Raw genomic sequence first — 19,289 nt, 5'->3', positions numbered from 1 at the left:
TATTCGAGGAGGGATTCCATGAAAGCACTATTTTTGAACTGCACGTTAAAGGGTGGCGACACGACGTCGCATACAGAAGGATTGATTCGCGATATCTTGCCGCATTTTGATGCGCTTGGGGTCGAGTCGGAAATCGTTCGGATCGTCGACTATAACGTCGCATTCGGGGTGACAGAAGATGAAGGGAACGGAGATGAATGGCCACAGATTTTCGAGAAAGTAAAAGGGGCAGACATCATCGTCATCGGGACGCCACTCTGGCTTGGCGAGAAGAGTAGTGTCGCGACGCAAGTGGTCGAACGGTTATATGGCGGCAGTGGCTTGACGAACAAGTCAGGTCAGGCGATCTACTACAATAAAGTCGGCGGGGTCGTCGTCACCGGGAATGAAGACGGGGCGAAACACGCATGTGCCGGCATTCTCTATGCCTTATCTCATATCGGATTCACCGTGCCACCGAACGTCGATACGTATTGGGTCGGGGAAGCGGGACCAGGCGATTCGTACATCGATGCCGGGCGCGATAATGCGTTTACGAAGTCACACGGGAAGACGATGGCGTATAACCTCGTCCATTTCGCGCGCATGTTGAAAGCACATCCAATTCCGGCAGAAGGAAATACGATGGAATGAAGAGTGGCCTCGGCATACGCCGAGGCCATATTGATCACTCCTTCTTCTCCACCGCATGTCCCCCGAACTCATTCCGGAGTGCGGCGACAACTTTACCAGAGAACGTGTCGTCTTGAAGCGAGCGTTGGCGCATCATGAGCGAGAGAGCGATGACCGGTGTCGGCACGTCATATTCGAGCGCCGTCTCGACCGTCCATTTTCCTTCTCCTGACGCATGCATGACGCCACGGATGTCATCGAGCTTCGCATCTTTGGAGAAGGCGCTCTCGGTCAGTTCCATGAGCCATGAACGGATGACAGAGCCGTGATTCCAGACACGGGCGACGTCCTCATATTCATAGTCGAACGGGCTCTTCTCGAGCACTTCGAACCCTTCAGCGATCGCCTGCATCATGCCATATTCGATCCCGTTATGGACCATCTTCAGAAAGTGACCACTCCCACTCGGTCCGGCGTACAAATAACCGTTGTCGGTCGAGACGTCTTGGAACAGCTGCTCGATTTTCCCGAACGCCTCCAAATCCCCACCAATCATCGTACAAGCCCCGTTCCGTGCTCCGTCCATGCCGCCACTCGTCCCGACGTCAAAGAAATAGATGAGCTTTTCTTTGAAGCGGTCAGCGCGTCGCATCGACTCCTTATAGTTCGAGTTGCCTCCGTCGATGACGATGTCACCAGGGGAGAGAGATTCATATAAGTCGTCCAACACATGCTCGGTCACGTCTCCGGCCGGTACCATTACCCAAACAACTCGCGGCGCCTTCAGTGCAGCGACGACTTCTTCCAATGACTGTTTCGTCTCGAACTGACTCGTCGAGACGTTCCCCGGGTCATAGCCAAAGACGCGATGCCCATTGTCCGTCAAATTCAATGCCAAGTTCAGCCCCATCTTCCCGAGCCCGATCATTCCGATTTCCATTCGTTCCACCCCATTTATCAGATTTGTTCTCCTAATAGGGTTACCCGAAACGATTGAGATTCAAAAGAGTGGTTTGATTGGGTCGACGCGATAAGCGAGGATACGTGATACCGGGATGGATTCACCATCTGATAGTGTGATTTGTCCGGTTAATGAATTTAGGGATTGAAGAGTCTGTTCAAATGTTCGGTAAGCATCGTACTCGGAACTGCCGTACACGATAAACTCACAAGTTTGTTCTTGGTCTAAATAACACGTCACAATGAATCGCATCAATTAATCCCCTTACAAGTGAAATGGGTCACTATTACATTTTTGTTAATAATCTATACATATTTTACAAAAAATGAATCGGATGTACCATTATGTTTTCTGAAAATAAGGAAATGGTCTTATTAAAAACAGTGTAAGATCAAAATTCTTTCAAAATTGCGATTAAAAACGTGAATGGCTTTCGAAACCGTGACCAATGACTTAGTACTGTCGTAGGAAGCTAAATCATTCGTAAAAAATGCGTATGTTATCATGAATACCAATTAATTAAACTTTCAGAGCCCATTGTCGATACTAACGATATGAGCAATCGACAATGTCCGACAAATATTCACCTCTTTTATAAAAAAACGGAAAACTCTGTCGATTTAGCGTGATAAAATGAAACCTGTGTCAATTACGGTCAATCGGGGATAGAAAGGTGCTATGTCATGGAAGAGCAAAAGCCTAAAAAGAGAGTCAAGAAACGTCGTCGTAAAGTGTCACCCGCGAAGCGCATCGCCATCATCGCAGGTGCTGTGATTGGGGTGTTCCTGCTCATCGGAGCCGGGATGGCCTACTATTTGTATAATCAAGTCGATTCAACCGTCGACCGTTTGAATGAATCGGCCGGGCTCAGCCCGGAGCGGATGAATCAACAAACGATCTCAGATAAGAAGCCGGTCTCTGTGTTACTGCTTGGGGTCGACCGTCGCGCGGACGAACAGGGACGCAGCGACTCGATCATCGTCATGACGCTCAATCCGAACTCAGACGAGAGCGCGATGCTCAGCATCCCGCGTGATACGAAGACGGAAATTGTCGGGAAAGGGACGACCGACAAGATCAACCATGCTTACGCGTTCGGTGGCGCCGAGATGGCGATGGATACTGTCGAGAACTTCCTCGACATCCCAATCGACTACGTCGCGGAAGTCGATATGAAAGGTTTCCAAGACGCGGTCAATTTATTCGGTGGCGTCGAAGTGACGAATAAGTTCGCTTTCACATCGGGTGAGTATTCGTTCGAACCGGGGACGGTCAACCTCGATGGGGCAGAAGCGCTCGCTTATACACGCATGCGCTACGATGACCCGAACGGAGACTTCGGTCGTCAGGAGCGTCAACGTGACGTCATCACGGCGCTCGTCGACAAAGGAACGGACAGCTTCTCGATTGCACGATTCAACAACATGCTCGACGTCCTTGGCAATAACGCCAAGACGAACGTGACGTTCAAAGACATTCGGACGCTCTCGAGCGACTACATGACGGCTTTCAAAAACCAAAGCGTTCTTCGTCTCGAAGGAAGCGGCGGCAAAGAGAGCGACGGCATCTACTATTGGAACCCGGACGAGGCATCACTCGACGAAGTGAAGTCGTACCTCGGACAATTGATGGAACAATGACAGCGGCACTCGATTCGGATGAATCGGGTGCTTTCGTTTGTGGCATAATGAAAAGAAAAAGGAGTGACGGCCGTGCTCGATCGACTGACCCGACTCGCCATCGATGTGAGACATCGCTTCAAGGACCATCATATTAACGACTATAGCGCCACGCTCGCCTTCTTTTGGTTTCTCGCTATCTTCCCAATGTTCTTCGTCCTGTTCGCCGTCATGGCGTGGTTCAAGATCGATGAGGCATTGTTGATCGAACAAATCGAGACGCTTGTACCAGGTTCGAGCGTTCGGGAACTGTTGTCGATCGTCTACGACGTCAGTGGCAACTTGAATAGCGGTCTCGTGTCGGTCAGTGCCATCATCGCCTTCTGGTCTGCCTCGAACGGGACGGCCCGTCTCGTCAAACTAACCGTCTTCGCTTACGGGGAGACGGAGGCGCGTGGCTATGTATGGCGTCGTTTGATCGGACTCTTAACAATCCTTGCCGGTAGCATCGGTGCCGTCATTCTTGTTGTCTTCCATGTCTTCGGACAGGAATTTATCGACTTGTTGTATGCGCTCTATCCTCAGGTGGAAGAGTTCGATCGTCTCTCGACGCTCACGCGCTATACCGTCTCGACAATTATCTTGGTCTTTGCGTTCTCATTCTTCTATATGATCGCTCCGCAGCAACGAGTCCGATTTATCGAGACGTTACCGGGTGCTGTTTTTGCCGTCATCTCCTGGCAACTCATTTCGACAGGCTATAGTGTCTATGTCGAGCGTTTCTCGATTCTTGGGGACACGTATGGCACGATCGGCGTCGTCATCTTACTTCAAATCTGGCTCTATTTGACGGCGGCGACGATGCTGATTGGGGCAGAAATCAATGCCGCCTGGCCACATCATATGTACCGGACACCGACGAAGACACATTTTCCGTGATAACTGGAAAGAAATGATTAGCATTTTTTGGAGACATGCTATAATCCAATGTGCAGTCTGGGAAAAGATATACAAACTGAATTTACGGAAGAAGGTGGCCCGATATGGCGAAACATCAGAAGAAATCAAAGTGGAAATGGATACTTGGGATCACAGCGGGCGTACTGACACTCATGCTTGTCGCAGGTGGCCTATTCGTCTGGTCGATGGTCGATGAGGTCAATGACACGGTGACGAAAGTGAATGACAACTTACAGATCAGTCCAGAACGTAAGCAGGTCGAGACGATTGAAGAGAAGCGCTCGGTGTCCGTGCTCTTACTCGGAATCGACCGACGAGGAACGGAGCAAGGACGAAGTGACTCGATCATCGTCCTGACACTGAACCCGGATACGAACGAAGGGGCGATGCTCAGTATCCCGCGTGACACGAAGACGGAGATTGTCGGTCGCGGGTATCGCGATAAGATCAACCACGCCTATGCGTTCGGTGGTGCCGAGATGGCGATGGACACGGTCGAGAACTTCTTAGACATCCCGATTGATTATGTCGTCGAAGCGGACATGGAGGCGTTCACGGAAGTCGTCGATGCGCTTGGTGGTGTCACCGTGATGAACAAGTTCGCCTTTACTTCGGACGAGTATACGTTCCCGGTCGGTGAAGTTACGCTTAATGGAGATAAGGCGCTCGCGTATACACGGATGCGTTACGATGACCCGAACGGGGACTTCGGTCGCCAAGAACGGCAGCGCGATGTCGTCGCGGCCATCATCGAGAAGGGGCGCTCGGACTTCTCGCTCGACAAGGTGACGAATCTGTTAGACGTCGTCGGCAATCGGGCGAAGACGAACATCGAGTTCAACGAGCTCGTGACGCTCTCGACCGACTATATGGGTGCGTTCCGTAACGCAAGCACGCTCCGCATCGAAGGTGGGGGCGGACTGGAGTCGGATGGTATCTATTATTGGAACCCTGACGCAGAGTCACTCGACGGGATCCAGACCGAATTGAAACGCTTGATGGAATGAGTCGTCCAATGTTGGACGGCTTTTTTGTTTTGAAATGGGTGAGAAGTGAAAAAAGGTAGAGAGAACAGAAGGAGGGAATTGTATGGATTGGCAACAAATCGAACCGATTTTGAATAAATGGGGTGGCGATGAACAGGTGTGGCATCGTCTATTTGATAAGTGGGAGAGTCACGCCTGGCATGACCATGAGGCACCGAGCGAAAAGACGAACGTCCTACTTGTCGATGCGAGTTTCGTCACAACAGAAAGGAAGCCGGACATGGGGGCGCTCCATGATGTCCTCACCAAGCGCGTCGCAGGTACGATCAGCGACTTGCATCTCGTGTCGCTCTTTCCTTATATTGGGCGACAGACGGACACGGCCGTCGATCCGCGCATCCGATTGTATGAGGATTTAGGGGAGTTGAGCGACGACTTCCAACTCATGTATGAACTCGACCCGGTCGCCTACAATGCGGAGCAATTCGACCTGCTTGCCGAGACGGACGCACTCATCGAGCGCCTCGCTTATGGAGCGACGAAAGTTCGAATCCATGCCCAGTCGTTCCGTGGGATGACGCGTGAAGAAGTGAAGGACGTGCTTAGACTCTGGCATATCGTGTTGCACCACTATAAACCGAACGGTCAACTCATTCTCGCGGAAGACGCGCTCGACGAGGCTGAATCATATCTCGATGTCGTGGACGCCGTCTGTCATTTTGATCTTGCGAGTCATGTGATCCTCGCACTCGCGCAAGGGAAAGCGACACGACTGACCGATTGGGCACGGAAGATGACGGCACCGCCTGAAGGGAAGACGTACTTCCATTTCTTGTCGAGCGCCGAACGCGACCCATTCGAAAAGAATCTACTAGACGACCACGGACCGATGCTCCTCGCGGCCCATAGTATCTTGTTTTCGCTTCAAGGGATCCCGTCCATCGACTATCGGACACTCTTTGGGGTGAACGGTCCAACAGATGAGGAAGAGCTCGTCCAATCACTGAAGAAAGACGAGATACGACTGAATCGTTTCTCAGGAATCATGGGGCAACTCAACGTGAAACGGACAGAGCCAGCATTGTCACCTTATGCGACCCAACGGATCATAGACGTCGATCCGCACGTGTTCGCCGTCGAGCGTGAGGCTGAAGGACGTACGGTGCGCCTCTACACGAACGTGAGTGAAAATGAGGTTGAATTGGATGTTCGAGGCACGAACTTGTTCACAGGGGAGCCGGTCGAGCATATTCGATTGTCTCCGTATGGATATGCATGGGTACGGTAATAGGTCTTTTGGTTCAAAAATGAACTTCTGTTCATAGGTGTATTGACTCATATCAAAAATAGGTGGAAAATGGAAGAGTAGGAAGTTTGTACACATCAAGAGTCAGTCATCAAAGGAGCGGATTTCCAATGGATTCATCTTTCTTTTTCATGATGTTTCGGTTGACGATGCAATCATTTCTATACTGGATGATCGCGATTTTATTCTTAGCTTTTGGCGCATACCTTATCTTCTATTTACTGGACCGAGAGCGTGCGAACGTGTATCGGACGTGGTGGCGGATGAGTTTCTATGCGGCCTTCCTCGGCTTCACAATGCTTGGGTATGTGTGGGAGAAATTCATGATAGTCGATGTATGGAAATTTATTGCAGTCGCCTTGCTCGTTGTGGTCATCGACTTCGGGCTGATGTCACGAAAAGGAAAGACGAATCAAAAAAATCAGCTGACGGAAGAACAATCGTTCTGACGCCAGCTGATTTTTTAGTTATATCCGTTCGGGTTGTTCGACTGCCAGTTCCAGGCATCGCGACACATGTCACGAATGTCGTGCTTCGCTTCAAAGCCGAGCATCTGTTTCGACTTCGTCGGGTCCGCGAAACACGTGGCGATGTCACCAGGGCGACGGTCCGTCACGTTGTACGGCACCGTCTTGCCACTCTCTTGTTCGAACGCGCGGACGAGGTCAAGGACGCTATAGCCAGTTCCAGTGCCGAGATTGAACGCCTCGACACCGGTTTGATCCATGACGTAGTCAAGCGCCTGCAAATGACCTGATGCGAGGTCGACGACATGAATATAGTCTCGTACGCCTGTTCCGTCCGGTGTGTCATAGTCGTCACCGAAGACGCTCAATTCGTTCAACTTGCCGACAGCGACTTGCGTAATATACGGCATGAGGTTGTTCGGCACGTCGAACGGGTCTTCACCAATCTGACCAGACGGATGTGCCCCGATCGGGTTGAAGTAACGAAGGAGAGCGATGCTCCATTCTGAGTCGGCGACGGCGACGTCACGTAAGATGTCTTCGATCATGAGTTTCGATCGGCCATACGGGTTCGTCGCGCTGAGTGGGAACGACTCGTCAATCGGTGTCCGTTCCGGCATCCCGTATACGGTTGCCGACGAACTGAAGACGATCCGTTTCACATCGAACGCCTGCATGACTTCTAACAGGACGGTCGTGCCGACGACGTTGTTTTCGTAGTAGCGGAGCGGCTCTTTCACCGACTCCCCGACAGCTTTTAAGCCAGCGAAGTGAATGACCGCATCGATTGTATGTGTTAAGAAAATCTGTTCGAGTAGCGCACGGTCGAGAATGTCACCGAGATAGAACGTCACGTCTTTCCCGGTCATCGCCTCGACTCGGTTCAGTGCCTCGCGACTGCTGTTCGACAAGTTGTCGAGCACGATCACCTCGTGTCCGGCTTCAAGTAATTGGATGACGGTATGCGTACCGATATAGCCGGCACCACCCGTCACAAGAATCGTTTGAGTCATATGGAATACTCCTTTATTTGTCTAATTTCGTCAGACGAACGCGCGTCGAGTCGTCTTCGCCCACGAAGAGCCGTAGTGAATAGGTGTCACTTTCATAGACGACACCGTCTTCGGTCTCGTACGTCGGTTCACCGAGCTCGAGGAACGTCTCTTTCGTCTGATCCGTATTCGACCAGTCGATTGCCTCGACTTGCCCATTCTTCATCGTGAAGAAGAGACCAGGGTAGACGAGATACTCGTGTAAGGCGTCCGAGTCGAAGCCACTTGCGGTACCGACGTTTCCGACCAATTCATTCTCGTCCATCTCGAAGTAAGCTTCCGGCGATTCGTCAAACAACGTTTGATTGACGGAAGTCGACAACCAGTCCAATACGTCAGCATCACTGATGGAGGCAGCCGGCCATTTGGTGACGACCTCATCGCGTGACACCCAGCCTGTCAGCTCGTTTAAGCCAAGGTCAAGCAAGAGCGCATCGTCTCGTTCTTCGATAACGTCATAACGGTCCCCGATATCGGCGACGTAGACGACGTTCTCACTGTCCGGCTCACTGAGGAGCGGGGCATTTTTGACGCCAATCCACACTTCTTCGAGTGCATTCGTTTCGGCGACCGGTTCAGCTTCTGGTGTGACGGGTTCTTCCGTGACAGTCGGTGTCGATGATGATGTGATGAGGTCAGATACCATCGGATAAGCCGCATACCCACCGACGGATAAAAGAATGATGGCGAGTAAGCCAATCAACCAACCACGACTTTTCTTTCGACGTGGACGTGCCGGTTTGATTTCACGGTGGGATTTCATACGCTCCGTCCGTGAAGGGATCGTCGACTCCGGGACGTAACGCTGTTTCGGTGATGTCGCTTCAGCGGATGTTTCGATTTCCGGTTCTGTCGTTTTTTCGGGAGACGGTGCAACCACCGCCTTAGGGACGATTGGTTCGGAAACAGGTTGTGGTGTTGGCTTCGAAGTTTTTGGCATGACTCTCTCAGATTGAAGCATCTCGCTCTTCTCTAACACAGAGACGTAATAGGTCAAAAGGTCTACGTCCGTCTTTCCTTCTTTCAACCAGTTCGAAAAATCCGTAGCTGACTTTTCTTCAACGGAGAGTGAATCATTCGTTTCTCTGGTCAGTTCATGATAAGAGGCGGCAAGCGATTTGCCGTCTGCTAAATTTTCTTCAATATGTTGCTGGACGATGTCTCGTGTTTGTCGGTCGAGTGTGGCGTACAGCTGGAGTAGGCGCTCACTTACATGCACTAGGGGTCTCCTCCTTTGTTAAGTTCTTCCTTTCAAAGTTTAGCAGATTTACATGTCAAAAAACCCATTTTTTTAAAAACGGGTCATCAACCGATGAAAATTTTGCTATACTGTTTTGGTATTGTCATTTTAAATATTATCTGCGGGAATTTTCCAGCAGTGAATTTACCGGCACAAAGGAGAGAAGGACGGAATATGAACGAAGAAACGATTTCCCTCGGAGAATTATTCTCCATCTTGAAGCGGAGCAAGTGGCTCATCGCTAGTTTAACCATTCTCGCAGCACTCATTGCCTTTTTAGTGAGCTCATTTGTGATCAGCCCGACGTATGAGGCGTCGACACAAGTGCTCGTCGCACCAAAAGAATCACAAAACAACATGATTGACAGCAGTCAAATCCAGTCGTCGGTCACACTCGTTAACACATATCGTGTCATTATTCAAAGTCCAGCGATCCTCGAGCAAGTGCAGGAAAATGTCGTCGGGGCACCTGAAAACATCAGTAATTTGATTACCGTGAATAGCGAACAAAACTCACAAGTCATCAACATTGCTGTCCAACATACGAACCCGGTCATCGCGACGGATATCGCCAATGAAATTGGTCGCGTCTTCTCCAAAGAAGTGCCTGAACTCATGAGCGTCGACAACGTCAAGGTGTTATCGGATGCGAATGTCCCGATGTTCCCAGTCAAACCGAACATTTTACTCAATACAGCGATTGCAGCCGTGCTTGGGATGATGATTGGTGTCGCCATCGCCTTCCTTAAAGTCGTGCTCGACCGCCGCATCAAGACGGAACAAGATGTCGAGACGATTCTCGAGCTTCCGGTACTCGGGTCTATCCCGGTCATCGATCGTGTTGAGATGCAACAACAACGTCAAGCGAAGGTGAAGGGGGAAGAGGTCCGTGTTTAAGTTTGGAAAAAAGAAATCAAAACATATTCAGTACGATAAAACAGGTCGTGACTTGATCACGGTCTATAAACCGAAGTCGCCAATCTCGGAGCAGTATCGGACCATCCGAACGAACCTCGAGTTCACCGCAGTGGATGACGAGTTACAGACAGTTGCAATCACATCCTCGTCGTCAGGCGAAGGGAAGTCGACGACTGCGTCCAACTTGGCCGTCGTCTATGCCCAACAAGGCAAACGCGTCTTATTGATGGACTGTGATATGCGCCGTCCGACTGCTCACTTCACGTTCCGTCTCTCAAATGGAATTGGGCTCTCGACTGTTCTTGCGAAGAAGACAACACTCGATAAAGCAATCCACTCGACGCAAGTCGAAAACTTGGAACTGATGGCAGCGGGACCAATCCCACCGAACCCGTCCGAGTTACTCTCGTCGAAGATGATGGACCGAACGCTCAATGAATTAAAAGAACATTACGATGTCATCATCTTGGACGCACCACCGATGATGCAAGTGGCAGACACGCGCCTCTTGGCACGCAAAGTAGACGGCGTCGTCCTTGTCGTCGGTTGCGACAAGTCAGACCGTCAGATGGTCGTCAAAGCGAAAGAACAGTTGGTCTTAGCGGATGCGCACATCCTTGGTGTCGTCCTCAACAAGCGCGAGCCACAAGGCAGCGATGATTACTACTATTACTACGCATACGAATAAAAGGAGAATCACGCCATGATTGATATCCATTGTCATCTTCTCCCGGCCGTCGATGACGGTCCGGGAACGGTCGAACAAACAATCGAGATGGCGAGACGCGCCGTAGAAGAAGGGGTGACCGCAATCGTGGTCACCCCCCACGCGTTTCACCCTCAATTTGAAACGGAAGACTTGAACGTTCAAGAAGCTACAGCAACACTTCAAAACGTCTTACATCAAGAAGGAATCAAGCTCGACATTTATCCGGGACAAGAGATTCGCGTGTTCGGTGATCTCGTTCAGGCGTTAGAAGACGGGGAAGCACTCTCGCTCGCCGGATCACGCTACGTCCTTGTTGAGTTCCCGAGTGATACGGTACCGGCTTATGCCGAGCAATTGTTCTTCCGATTACAAACGGAAGGCTATACACCTGTCATCGCTCACCCAGAACGAAATAAAGAACTGGCGACCAACCCAAAACGTTTGATGGACTTTGTGTCATCAGGCGCGTTGTCACAAGTGACGACGAGTAGTTTAACAGGCGAGTTCGGTCAAAATGTGAAAGAGATTGCATTCGTTTTCTTACGAAACGGCTTGAGCCAGCTCGTTGCCTCAGATGCGCATAGTACAGGACGGCGTACGTTTTACTGGGAAGCCGCAAGACAAGCGGTTACGGAAGAATTGGGAGCGGGACGTTGGGAGACGTTGACGGAGAACGCAGAAGCGGTCCTAAAAGATGAATTTGTTTTCGTTGATCCACCTATTTTACCGACGAAGAACTGGCGAGGGAAATGGAAGAAGTAATTACCCTATTTTTACATAATTAGTTGACAATTAATGACTCTTGTGATTTTTGTCGACACTTGTCGAACGAAAATAGGTTTTAATTCCCTTTCCTTGGTTTTTTCATTAGGTCAAAAGTGTTAACCTTAGAATATATTTTAGTAAGGATGTTAAAAGCATCCTTTTTTCTATAATTGACCAAATTAGACAAACATTTAAATTCTTAAGGAGGGATAATCATTGTCGATACCTGATTTAGGTCGTAAGTCGTTACGTACAGGTGTACTTGTCAGTTTAGATATGTTCGCCATTTTATCTGCCATGTTCATTTCTTATTTTTTCTTGTATCCATTAGAGTTCATTCAAAATATCGATCGCAATCATTTTATCGAGACAGCTATTTCGTATAGTGCCATTTTCATTGTTATGGCAGGCATCAGTCGCTTGTATCGAGTTGCTTGGCGGTTTGCGAGCATGACAGAAGCAGTTCGTTTGGCGATGACACTCGCCTCGAGCACTCTCCTGTTATACATACTTCAATTCGCTGTTTACGGTGAAGCGATGGAGCGGATGCTGTTCTTAAGCTTTTGTCTCTCGTTACTCATGTTAGGTGGAATTCGTCTCGGTTCTCGTATTTACGTAACGTGGAAACAAGATCAAATGCCTATTTTACGAGGGCGAAAGTTAAAGCGAAGAAAAGACGAAAAGCGAACGCTCATCATTGGAGCCGGTCAGGCTGGGCGGATGTTAGTTCGTCAGATGAAGCATTCTAATAATCACCGAATGAATCCGATCGGGTTTATAGATGATAATAAGCATCTTCAAACATTAACAGTGAATGACGTAAAAGTCCTTGGGACGCTCGAACAACTTGAGGAAGTTGTCGAGAATGAAGCTATCGATAAAATCGTATTTGCGATCCCGTCCATGAGTTACCAAGAACGAGTTTCACTGATTCAACGTGCGAAGAAGGTTTGCACGAATGTACACACGCTTCCGATGATTGAAGAAGTGGCCGCGGGTAAAATCTCTGTCAATCAAATGCGCGAAGTATCCATCGAAGACCTCCTCGGCCGCGAACCGGTCGAGTTAGATATTACAGGTATTCAGGCAGAGGTCGAAGGGAAGACGGTTTTGGTGACAGGTGCTGGTGGATCGATTGGATCCGAAATCTGTCGCCAAATCTTAAAGTTCAACCCGGATCGCTTGTTATTACTCGGTCATGGTGAGAACAGTATTTATCTCATTGAACGTGAACTACGCGAATCGAAGATTCAAGCTGAACTGATTCCAGTTATCGCAGATATTCAAGACGCGGAGCGTTTGCGAGAAGTGTTTGTGACCTACACACCGCATCTCGTTTTCCACGCAGCAGCTCATAAACATGTTCCTTTAATGGAAGCAAACCCGCACGAAGCGGTGAAAAACAATATTTATGGAACGAAGAATGTGGCGGAGATGGCCGATGAGTATGGTGCCTCGCGCTTCGTGATGATTTCTACGGATAAAGCTGTCAACCCGACGAACGTCATGGGCTCGACAAAACGGATCGCCGAGATGGTTGTCCAACACTTAGCGAAATCAAGTGAAACGAAGTATGCGATTGTTCGATTCGGTAACGTATTAGGAAGCCGGGGATCTGTTATTCCATTATTCAAATCACAGATCGCTAAAGGTGGTCCTGTGACAGTAACGCATCCAGATATGACGCGTTATTTCATGACCATTCCAGAAGCAAGTCGACTTGTCATTCAAGCGGGAACGCTCGCCAATGGTGGGGAAGTGTTTGTCTTGGATATGGGAGAACCAGTGAAGATTGTCGATTTGGCACGCAATATGATTCAACTCAGTGGTTTTACGGAAGAACAGATTTCAATTTCGTTCAGCGGTATTCGTCCTGGGGAGAAGATGTATGAGGAATTGTTGAAAGAAGGCGAAGTGCATCCAGAAGCAGTCTATCCGAAAATCTTCACAGGAATTGTCACAGAAGAGCCAGATTTACGTGGCAAACTAGAAAATATGCATCAATTGATGACGGACGAGGCATTAAGTCTATACCTTGTGAATTGGGCGAATGATCAATTGGTTTCAACTGATGCAACATATAAACAAACCATATGACATGAGGAGTTTCATTAAATGACTATTAAAAAACAACTAAAGACTGCAAAACGCATTTTCTTAGCTTCACCTCATATGAGTGATGAAGGATACGAACAAGAATATGTAAAAGAGGCATTTGATTCAAACTGGATTGCTCCTTTAGGTTCTAATGTCGACGGGTTTGAAAATGAATTGGCAGAAATGGTTGGGGTTAATGCGGCAGCAGCGCTAAGCTCAGGTACCGCAGCCATACATTTGGCTTTAAAAGCTGCAGGAGTTGGAGAAGGTGATATCGTTTTTTGTCCTACTCTGACTTTTTCAGCGACGGCCAATCCGATTATTTACCAAAATGCTATCCCAGTTTTCATTGATAGTGATTATAAAACCTGGAACATGGATCCCGATGCTCTAGAGCAGGCATTCGTAAAGTATCCAAATGTAAAAGCGGTGCTAGTAGTTCACTTATATGGATTGTCTGCAGATATGGATCGCATTATGGAGATTTGTAGTAAGTATCAAGTAACTGTAATTGAGGATGCAGCTGAAAGTTTGGGAAGTTTCTATAAGGGACGACCAACTGGCACAATCGGCGACTATGGCGTATATTCCTTTAACGGAAATAAAATTATCACAACTTCTGGCGGTGGAATGTTGATTTCAAATAACGAGCAGGCTATTGCGAAATCACGTTTTTGGGCTACGCAGTCCCGAGATCAGGCAAGACATTACCAGCATAGTGAACTTGGTTTTAATTACCGAATGAGTAATGTGGTCGCCGGAATTGGGAGAGGTCAGCTAAAAGTACTTGAGAAACGTGTCCAGCGAAAGAAAGAAATCTTTGAGTTTTATCGAACACAATTATCTGAAATCGAAGATATTACATTTATGCCTGTGAATGAATGGGATTCGCCAAACTATTGGTTATCATGTGCGACAATCGAAGGCGATATATCTTCAATAGACGTGATGAATGAACTCGAACAATATAATATTGAATCCCGTCCGGTGTGGAAACCGATGCATCTCCAACCATACTTCGAAGACTATGATTTCGTGGGTAACGAAGTTTCTGAAAAACTGTTTATGACGGGGATTTGTTTGCCTTCAGATACAAAGATGACTGACGAAGACTTAACACAAGTGACTTCAATCATTAAAGGGTTATGGAAAAAATGAAACTAGATAAAATATACGAACATAAACTTAAGCGTGTGATGGATTTTCTGTTAGCTTTAATTGCAATTATTATTTTAAGTCCGATCTTTCTTATGACTGCGGTGATAGTAGCTGTGAAAATCGGACGCCCAATTTTATTTACTCAAGCAAGACCCGGATTAAATGAGAAAGTTTTCAAAATGTATAAATTTCGAACAATGACGAATGAACGAGATGGTAAAGGTGAGCTATTAGAAGATCATCTTCGTTTAACAAAAATCGGTAGTTTTTTGAGAGCAACATCATTGGATGAGTTACCAGAGCTATTCAATATCTTAAAAGGAGATATGTCGTTTATTGGTCCTAGACCTCTATTAGTACAGTATCTTGAACTCTATTCTCCTGATCAAAAGAAGCGACATAACGTTCGTCCAGGACTATCAGGGTTAGCACAAGTAAGTGGGCGAAATTTATTAACGTGGGAAGAAAAGTTTTCACTTGATTTAGAGTATGTAAAAAACATTTCTTTCACCACTGATATTAAATTATTCCTATTAACAATTAAAAAAGTTTTAATTCGTGAAGGTATTAGTTCATCAGATCATGTCACAGTCGAACCGTTTAAAGGGTCAAGGAAGTGAAAATGGATAAGTTACTCATAATTGGTGCGAGCGGTCATGGGAAAGTCATTGCGAGTATGGCAAACGACTCTGGAGCATGGAGAAGCATTTCTTTTTTAGATGATGCAAAAGTTGGAGAAACTGTTCTAGGCTTTCCTGTAATTGACTCAACAACTAACGCATATTTATATGCGGATGATTTTAAGTTCATTGTCGGAATCGGTGATGTACAGATTCGTGAAAAAATAACATTATCACTACTCGATATTCAAGCGTGTATGGCGACAATTATTCATCCTAGTGCCTCGATTGGATTAGATGTGAAAATTGGAGAAGGAACTGTAATTATGCCGCGAGTTGTCATCAATCCTTCAGTTACAATCGGAAAAGGTTGTATCCTGAATACTTCATCATCTGTTGATCATGACTGTGTGATAGAAGACTTTGTTCATCTATCACCTGGAGTGATTTTAGGGGGGAGTGTAAAAGTTAAAAGAAATACTTGGATGGGAGTAGGTGCTAAAGTTATTAATAATATCAATATAACGAATAACTGTATTGTAGGAGCTGGTTCTGTCGTTATAGATAATTTGAAATCATCAGGAGTGTACGTAGGGGTACCTTCAAAACTAAAATCTGAAAGGGAATGTTATGAAAAAAATATGGTTAATTAATCATTATGCTAGTGATATGTATATAAATGAAGGTGGAAGGCATTATTGGTTTGTAAAGTATTTGAAGAAAATGGGTTATGATCCTTTAATAATATGTGCAAATACTTTTCACAATAAACATGAAATTATCGAAATGGGAAAAGAAAAAGTTCTAATCAAACAAAAGAACGGTATAGATTTTCTTTTTCTAAAAACAACACCTGCTTTAGGAAATGGTATGGACAGAATAAAAAATATGGTGTTTTTTTACGTATCATTAATTAAAAATTATAAAAAAATTATAAAAAAAATGGGTAAACCAAATTTAATTATAGCATCAAGTGTACACCCATTAACAATGGTTGCAGGTCTACAGATAGGCAAACGTTTAAAAATTCCGTGTATATGTGAAGTCAGAGATTTATGGCCGGAAGCAATTTTTCAGTTCAATAAACTCGATGAAAATAGCTTTCTAGGAAAACTACTTATTAGGGGAGAAAAATGGATATATGAAAAGGCAGACTCAATAATTTTCACAAAAGAAGGTGATATTGACTATTTAAAAGAAAGAAAATGGTTAATAGAACACGGCGGATACATAAATAAGGATAAAATTCATTATATCAACAACGGAGTTGATTTGTATGAATTTAATAAAATTAAAATGAAATACGCAATTAATAATTATTCTTCTGATGACTCTAAACAGGCGTTTTCTGTCGTATATTGTGGATCAATTAGGCCAGTTAATGGTATCGATAAAATTGTAGAAGCCGCAAAACTGTTAGAACAATATGATGATATAGAGTTTCTAATATATGGTGAAGGTAATGAAAAAGAAAGAATCCAACAGTACATTGAAGAGAATGAACTGAAAAATGTTAAGCTTAAAGGCTTTGTTGAAAAAAAATATATTCCATCTATTCTAGAAAATTCCTCAGTAAATTTATTAAATTACTCTGGGGAAAATTATAATTGGGAAAGAGGAAATAGTTCCAATAAACTGTTCGAATATATGGCATCAGGGAAACCTATCATATCTACTGTTAAGATGGGCTATTCCTTGATAAAAAAATACCAATGCGGATTAGAGTTAGAAAAAGGGGATGCTATAGAGTTAGCAGATGCAATTATTCAGATAAAAAATCTTTCAAAAAAAGAATACAATGAAATGTCACAAAATTCTCTAAGTGCAGCAAAAGATTTTGATTTCAAAATATTAACTAATAAGTTAGTTGAGGTGATTGAAAAACATGACAAAGAAATATCAATTAGCGAAAAGCTTGATAATGGAATACGGATATAAGTGGTTTTTTCATCGTACATTATACAGTTTGAAAATATTTGCATTAAATAAAAACTCGAAATTGGAGTTAATACTAGATAAGAAAACTAAAAAGAATAAAGAGCAACTTCAGATTAATCTTATTAATTTAGATATTGAAGGAATAAAAGCACATCTGGATAGTTGTGATATTGAGACGAAAAAAGAAATAGTCAGATTGGCTGAAAATGCCATAGAGGGTAAGATTTTGGCTTTTTCACATTTAGATCTAGACTATGGTTCGCCAATAAATTGGAATTTAAACCCTGTTACTAATCAATTTATTAAATATGAAAAATGGTATAGGATCAAAGACTTTAACAGTAGATCTGGAGATATTAAATTAGTTTGGGAAATTTCAAGATTTACTCATCTATTTTATTTTATGAGAGCTTATCTTTTAACAAACGATAAGAAATTTTATGTGGCCTTTTCGTCTCAAGTTCAAGAGTGGATAGACTCCAATGAGTTTTCTTATGGTCCAAATTATAAATGTGGTCAAGAAAGTTCATTTAGGATGATAAATATTATAATTGGATATAACTTTTTTAACCAATTAAATTTAACATCTGAACAAGATAGACGTAATGTAGAAAAAATAGTTTTAGATAGTTATAACAAAATCATTAATAATTTTTCTTATGCAAAAAATTGTATAAAAAATAATCATACAATATCTGAAATTACCGGTTTAATCATTGGTTCATACGTATTGGGTAATGAAAAAGAGATGAAAAAAAATTGTGAGTTATTGAATAAGGAAATCGATAATCAATTTTTCGATGACGGTGGATATATACAGTATTCCTTTAATTATCAAAGGTTAGTATTTCAAATTATTCTGTTTAACTTAAAGATATCTCCAAAAACTAATTTTACTCTAACTACGAATAATACGAAAAAAATTAATAATTCCTTGAAAATGATGAGAGATTTCCTTGTAAAGAATAGTTTTTTGCCCAATTATGGTTCAAATGATGGAGCTTTGCTGTTTCCTGTTTCATCAGTGGATTATAGTAATTACTCTCCACAAATAAATGCTCTTTGGAATTATTTAAATGATACAAATTTATTTGATATAAGTGAAATGAATGATAAAAATTATTTAGAGGAGTCTATTTGGTTTTCTAAGGCTAATCATCTCTTGGATAATTCTAAGTATAATGCAAAAAAAAATAAGCGGTATGATAACTATGGTTTGTACAAACTGTCACACGATTTTGGATATTCAATGATTGTACTACAAAATTTTGAATCTAGACCTGCTCAAATGGATCAACTACATCTTGATTTATGGCATCGAGGGGAAAATTTGCTTTGTGACTCAGGGTCTTTTTCATATGCAAGTTCATTAGGGTTAGAATTGGCAAGTACAAAAGGTCATAACACTGTTCAAGTTGGAGAATTGGACCAAATGGAAAGACGTCCTCCTTTTTTTATATATAATTGGACCGAAAAAAAAGATGTAAAACTGGACAATAATTATTTCAGAGGGTCATTTTATTCAAAAAATGGGTATTTTCACCAACGTGAAATTTTTATACATCAAAATAAACATTTAATTACAGATTCAATAAAACTAAATACTGATACAAAGCTTGGTGAATTAAGTGTAGTTTTTAATATACCTAATCCACTAAAAATAATAAATAATGAAGTTCATATCTTTTCAATAAAAAACTCTAGTAAGATCATTGCAAAAATAAAATCGAATGGGGTTTTAAAACTAGAAAAATCTTATCGAAGTAAATATTATTTTAAAAAGGAAGAAATAAATAAATTATTTATCGTTCATCCTTTGCTAGAAAAAAACGAGTTCGAAGTTTCAACAGTGATTGAATTGTTATAAATGGAGGGAATACT

19 protein-coding genes are annotated in these 19,289 nt (G+C 44.4%); 15 read left to right on the top strand and 4 right to left on the bottom strand.

Annotated features, from left to right (window positions below):
* Window positions 1–18: 18 nt before the first annotated feature.
* Entirely contained in the window at window positions 19–633 is a 615-nt protein-coding gene (locus KNP04_RS04925; RefSeq protein WP_214874873.1) for a flavodoxin family protein, read from the top strand.
* 34 nt (window positions 634–667) lie between these two features.
* On the opposite strand, the gene gnd is transcribed toward KNP04_RS04925, so the two are convergent.
* Together gnd and KNP04_RS04915 are read right to left on the bottom strand one after the other, a co-directional pair.
* Window positions 668–1,570: a phosphogluconate dehydrogenase (NAD(+)-dependent, decarboxylating) gene (gnd, locus tag KNP04_RS04920; RefSeq protein ID WP_353047914.1), complete on the bottom strand. Its 903-nt coding sequence runs from the start codon at window positions 1,568–1,570 to the stop codon at window positions 668–670.
* 42 nt (window positions 1,571–1,612) lie between these two features.
* Window positions 1,613–1,825 carry a hypothetical protein gene (locus KNP04_RS04915; protein ID WP_214874871.1) on the bottom strand — a complete coding sequence of 71 codons (213 nt, stop codon included), beginning with the start codon at window positions 1,823–1,825 and terminating at the stop codon, window positions 1,613–1,615.
* 431 nt (window positions 1,826–2,256) lie between these two features.
* On the opposite strand from KNP04_RS04915, the gene KNP04_RS04910 reads away from it, so the two are divergent.
* From KNP04_RS04910 to KNP04_RS04890, 5 genes are all read left to right on the top strand, one after another.
* Window positions 2,257–3,213 carry an LCP family glycopolymer transferase gene (locus tag KNP04_RS04910; protein ID WP_214874870.1) on the top strand — a complete coding sequence of 319 codons (957 nt, stop codon included), beginning with the start codon at window positions 2,257–2,259 and terminating at the stop codon, window positions 3,211–3,213.
* A gap of 72 nt (window positions 3,214–3,285) precedes the next feature.
* Entirely contained in the window at window positions 3,286–4,131 is an 846-nt protein-coding gene (locus KNP04_RS04905) for a YihY/virulence factor BrkB family protein (protein WP_214874869.1), read from the top strand.
* A gap of 104 nt (window positions 4,132–4,235) precedes the next feature.
* Window positions 4,236–5,159 carry an LCP family glycopolymer transferase gene (locus tag KNP04_RS04900; RefSeq protein WP_214874868.1) on the top strand — a complete coding sequence of 308 codons (924 nt, stop codon included), beginning with the start codon at window positions 4,236–4,238 and terminating at the stop codon, window positions 5,157–5,159.
* Between the two features lie 82 nt (window positions 5,160–5,241).
* Complete coding sequence (locus tag KNP04_RS04895) at window positions 5,242–6,426, top strand: alpha-amylase family glycosyl hydrolase (RefSeq protein WP_214874867.1); 1,185 nt, start codon at window positions 5,242–5,244, stop codon at window positions 6,424–6,426.
* A gap of 167 nt (window positions 6,427–6,593) precedes the next feature.
* Window positions 6,594–6,893 carry a hypothetical protein gene (locus KNP04_RS04890; protein ID WP_214874866.1) on the top strand — a complete coding sequence of 100 codons (300 nt, stop codon included), beginning with the start codon at window positions 6,594–6,596 and terminating at the stop codon, window positions 6,891–6,893.
* 14 nt (window positions 6,894–6,907) lie between these two features.
* Here the strand turns inward: KNP04_RS04890 and galE are convergent, their stop codons facing one another.
* Together galE and KNP04_RS04880 are read right to left on the bottom strand one after the other, a co-directional pair.
* Entirely contained in the window at window positions 6,908–7,924 is a 1,017-nt protein-coding gene (gene galE / locus KNP04_RS04885) for a UDP-glucose 4-epimerase GalE (RefSeq protein ID WP_214874865.1), read from the bottom strand.
* Window positions 7,925–7,937: 13 nt separating this feature from the next.
* Window positions 7,938–9,182 (bottom strand): hypothetical protein, encoded by a 1,245-nt coding sequence (locus KNP04_RS04880; RefSeq protein WP_214874864.1) that lies wholly within the window; start codon window positions 9,180–9,182, stop codon window positions 7,938–7,940.
* Window positions 9,183–9,377: 195 nt separating this feature from the next.
* On the opposite strand from KNP04_RS04880, the gene KNP04_RS04875 reads away from it, so the two are divergent.
* From KNP04_RS04875 to KNP04_RS04835, 9 genes are all read left to right on the top strand, one after another.
* On the top strand, window positions 9,378–10,100 hold the full coding sequence (locus KNP04_RS04875) for a YveK family protein (protein WP_214874863.1): 723 nt from the start codon (window positions 9,378–9,380) through the stop codon (window positions 10,098–10,100).
* Entirely contained in the window at window positions 10,093–10,809 is a 717-nt protein-coding gene (locus KNP04_RS04870) for a CpsD/CapB family tyrosine-protein kinase (RefSeq protein ID WP_214874862.1), read from the top strand. Before KNP04_RS04875 ends, KNP04_RS04870 begins: the two co-directional genes overlap by 8 nt.
* A gap of 15 nt (window positions 10,810–10,824) precedes the next feature.
* A complete protein-coding gene (locus KNP04_RS04865) occupies window positions 10,825–11,592 on the top strand; it encodes a tyrosine-protein phosphatase (RefSeq protein ID WP_214874861.1) in 768 nt (255 codons plus the stop codon).
* A 279-nt stretch (window positions 11,593–11,871) separates the two neighbouring features.
* Window positions 11,872–13,692 carry a polysaccharide biosynthesis protein gene (locus tag KNP04_RS04860; protein WP_214875166.1) on the top strand — a complete coding sequence of 607 codons (1,821 nt, stop codon included), beginning with the start codon at window positions 11,872–11,874 and terminating at the stop codon, window positions 13,690–13,692.
* Window positions 13,693–13,710: 18 nt separating this feature from the next.
* The gene (locus tag KNP04_RS04855) at window positions 13,711–14,850 is read left to right on the top strand and encodes a DegT/DnrJ/EryC1/StrS family aminotransferase (RefSeq protein ID WP_214874860.1); all 1,140 of its coding nucleotides are present in this window, start codon (window positions 13,711–13,713) and stop codon (window positions 14,848–14,850) included.
* Window positions 14,847–15,470 (top strand): sugar transferase, encoded by a 624-nt coding sequence (locus KNP04_RS04850; RefSeq protein WP_251129827.1) that lies wholly within the window; start codon window positions 14,847–14,849, stop codon window positions 15,468–15,470. Before KNP04_RS04855 ends, KNP04_RS04850 begins: the two co-directional genes overlap by 4 nt.
* A 2-nt stretch (window positions 15,471–15,472) precedes the next feature.
* Window positions 15,473–16,123: an acetyltransferase gene (locus tag KNP04_RS04845; protein WP_214874859.1), complete on the top strand. Its 651-nt coding sequence runs from the start codon at window positions 15,473–15,475 to the stop codon at window positions 16,121–16,123.
* Window positions 16,101–17,408, top strand: coding sequence for a glycosyltransferase family 4 protein (locus tag KNP04_RS04840; protein WP_214874858.1), 1,308 nt, complete (start codon window positions 16,101–16,103; stop codon window positions 17,406–17,408). The genes KNP04_RS04845 and KNP04_RS04840 overlap by 23 nt, the downstream gene beginning before the upstream one ends.
* Entirely contained in the window at window positions 17,356–19,275 is a 1,920-nt protein-coding gene (locus KNP04_RS04835; protein WP_214874857.1) for a heparinase II/III domain-containing protein, read from the top strand. The genes KNP04_RS04840 and KNP04_RS04835 overlap by 53 nt, the downstream gene beginning before the upstream one ends.
* The last annotated feature ends 14 nt before the right edge of the window (window positions 19,276–19,289 follow it).

Source organism: Exiguobacterium sp. CH10, from assembly GCF_018617635.1.
Taxonomy (GTDB): Bacteria; Bacillota; Bacilli; order Exiguobacteriales; family Exiguobacteriaceae; genus Exiguobacterium; species Exiguobacterium aestuarii_A.
Note: the sequence above shows the minus strand (reverse complement) of the source record. Positions and strands in the feature narration are given on the sequence as shown.

What these genes read in the sequence shown, in the direction of transcription:
- KNP04_RS04925 (WP_214874873.1), top strand. Translation starts at nt 19, where the DNA reads ATGAAAGCACTATTTTTGAACTGCACGTTAAAGGGTGGCGACACGACG.
- KNP04_RS04915 (WP_214874871.1), bottom strand. Translation starts at nt 1,825, where the DNA reads ATGCGATTCATTGTGACGTGTTATTTAGACCAAGAACAAACTTGTGAG.
- KNP04_RS04910 (WP_214874870.1), top strand. Translation starts at nt 2,257, where the DNA reads ATGGAAGAGCAAAAGCCTAAAAAGAGAGTCAAGAAACGTCGTCGTAAA.
- KNP04_RS04900 (WP_214874868.1), top strand. Translation starts at nt 4,236, where the DNA reads ATGGCGAAACATCAGAAGAAATCAAAGTGGAAATGGATACTTGGGATC.
- KNP04_RS04895 (WP_214874867.1), top strand. Translation starts at nt 5,242, where the DNA reads ATGGATTGGCAACAAATCGAACCGATTTTGAATAAATGGGGTGGCGAT.
- KNP04_RS04890 (WP_214874866.1), top strand. Translation starts at nt 6,594, where the DNA reads ATGCAATCATTTCTATACTGGATGATCGCGATTTTATTCTTAGCTTTT.
- galE (WP_214874865.1), bottom strand. Translation starts at nt 7,924, where the DNA reads ATGACTCAAACGATTCTTGTGACGGGTGGTGCCGGCTATATCGGTACG.
- KNP04_RS04875 (WP_214874863.1), top strand. Translation starts at nt 9,378, where the DNA reads ATGAACGAAGAAACGATTTCCCTCGGAGAATTATTCTCCATCTTGAAG.
- KNP04_RS04865 (WP_214874861.1), top strand. Translation starts at nt 10,825, where the DNA reads ATGATTGATATCCATTGTCATCTTCTCCCGGCCGTCGATGACGGTCCG.
- KNP04_RS04860 (WP_214875166.1), top strand. Translation starts at nt 11,872, where the DNA reads ATGTTCGCCATTTTATCTGCCATGTTCATTTCTTATTTTTTCTTGTAT.
- KNP04_RS04855 (WP_214874860.1), top strand. Translation starts at nt 13,711, where the DNA reads ATGACTATTAAAAAACAACTAAAGACTGCAAAACGCATTTTCTTAGCT.
- KNP04_RS04850 (WP_251129827.1), top strand. Translation starts at nt 14,847, where the DNA reads ATGAAACTAGATAAAATATACGAACATAAACTTAAGCGTGTGATGGAT.
- KNP04_RS04845 (WP_214874859.1), top strand. Translation starts at nt 15,473, where the DNA reads ATGGATAAGTTACTCATAATTGGTGCGAGCGGTCATGGGAAAGTCATT.
- KNP04_RS04840 (WP_214874858.1), top strand. Translation starts at nt 16,101, where the DNA reads ATGAAAAAAATATGGTTAATTAATCATTATGCTAGTGATATGTATATA.
- KNP04_RS04835 (WP_214874857.1), top strand. Translation starts at nt 17,356, where the DNA reads ATGACAAAGAAATATCAATTAGCGAAAAGCTTGATAATGGAATACGGA.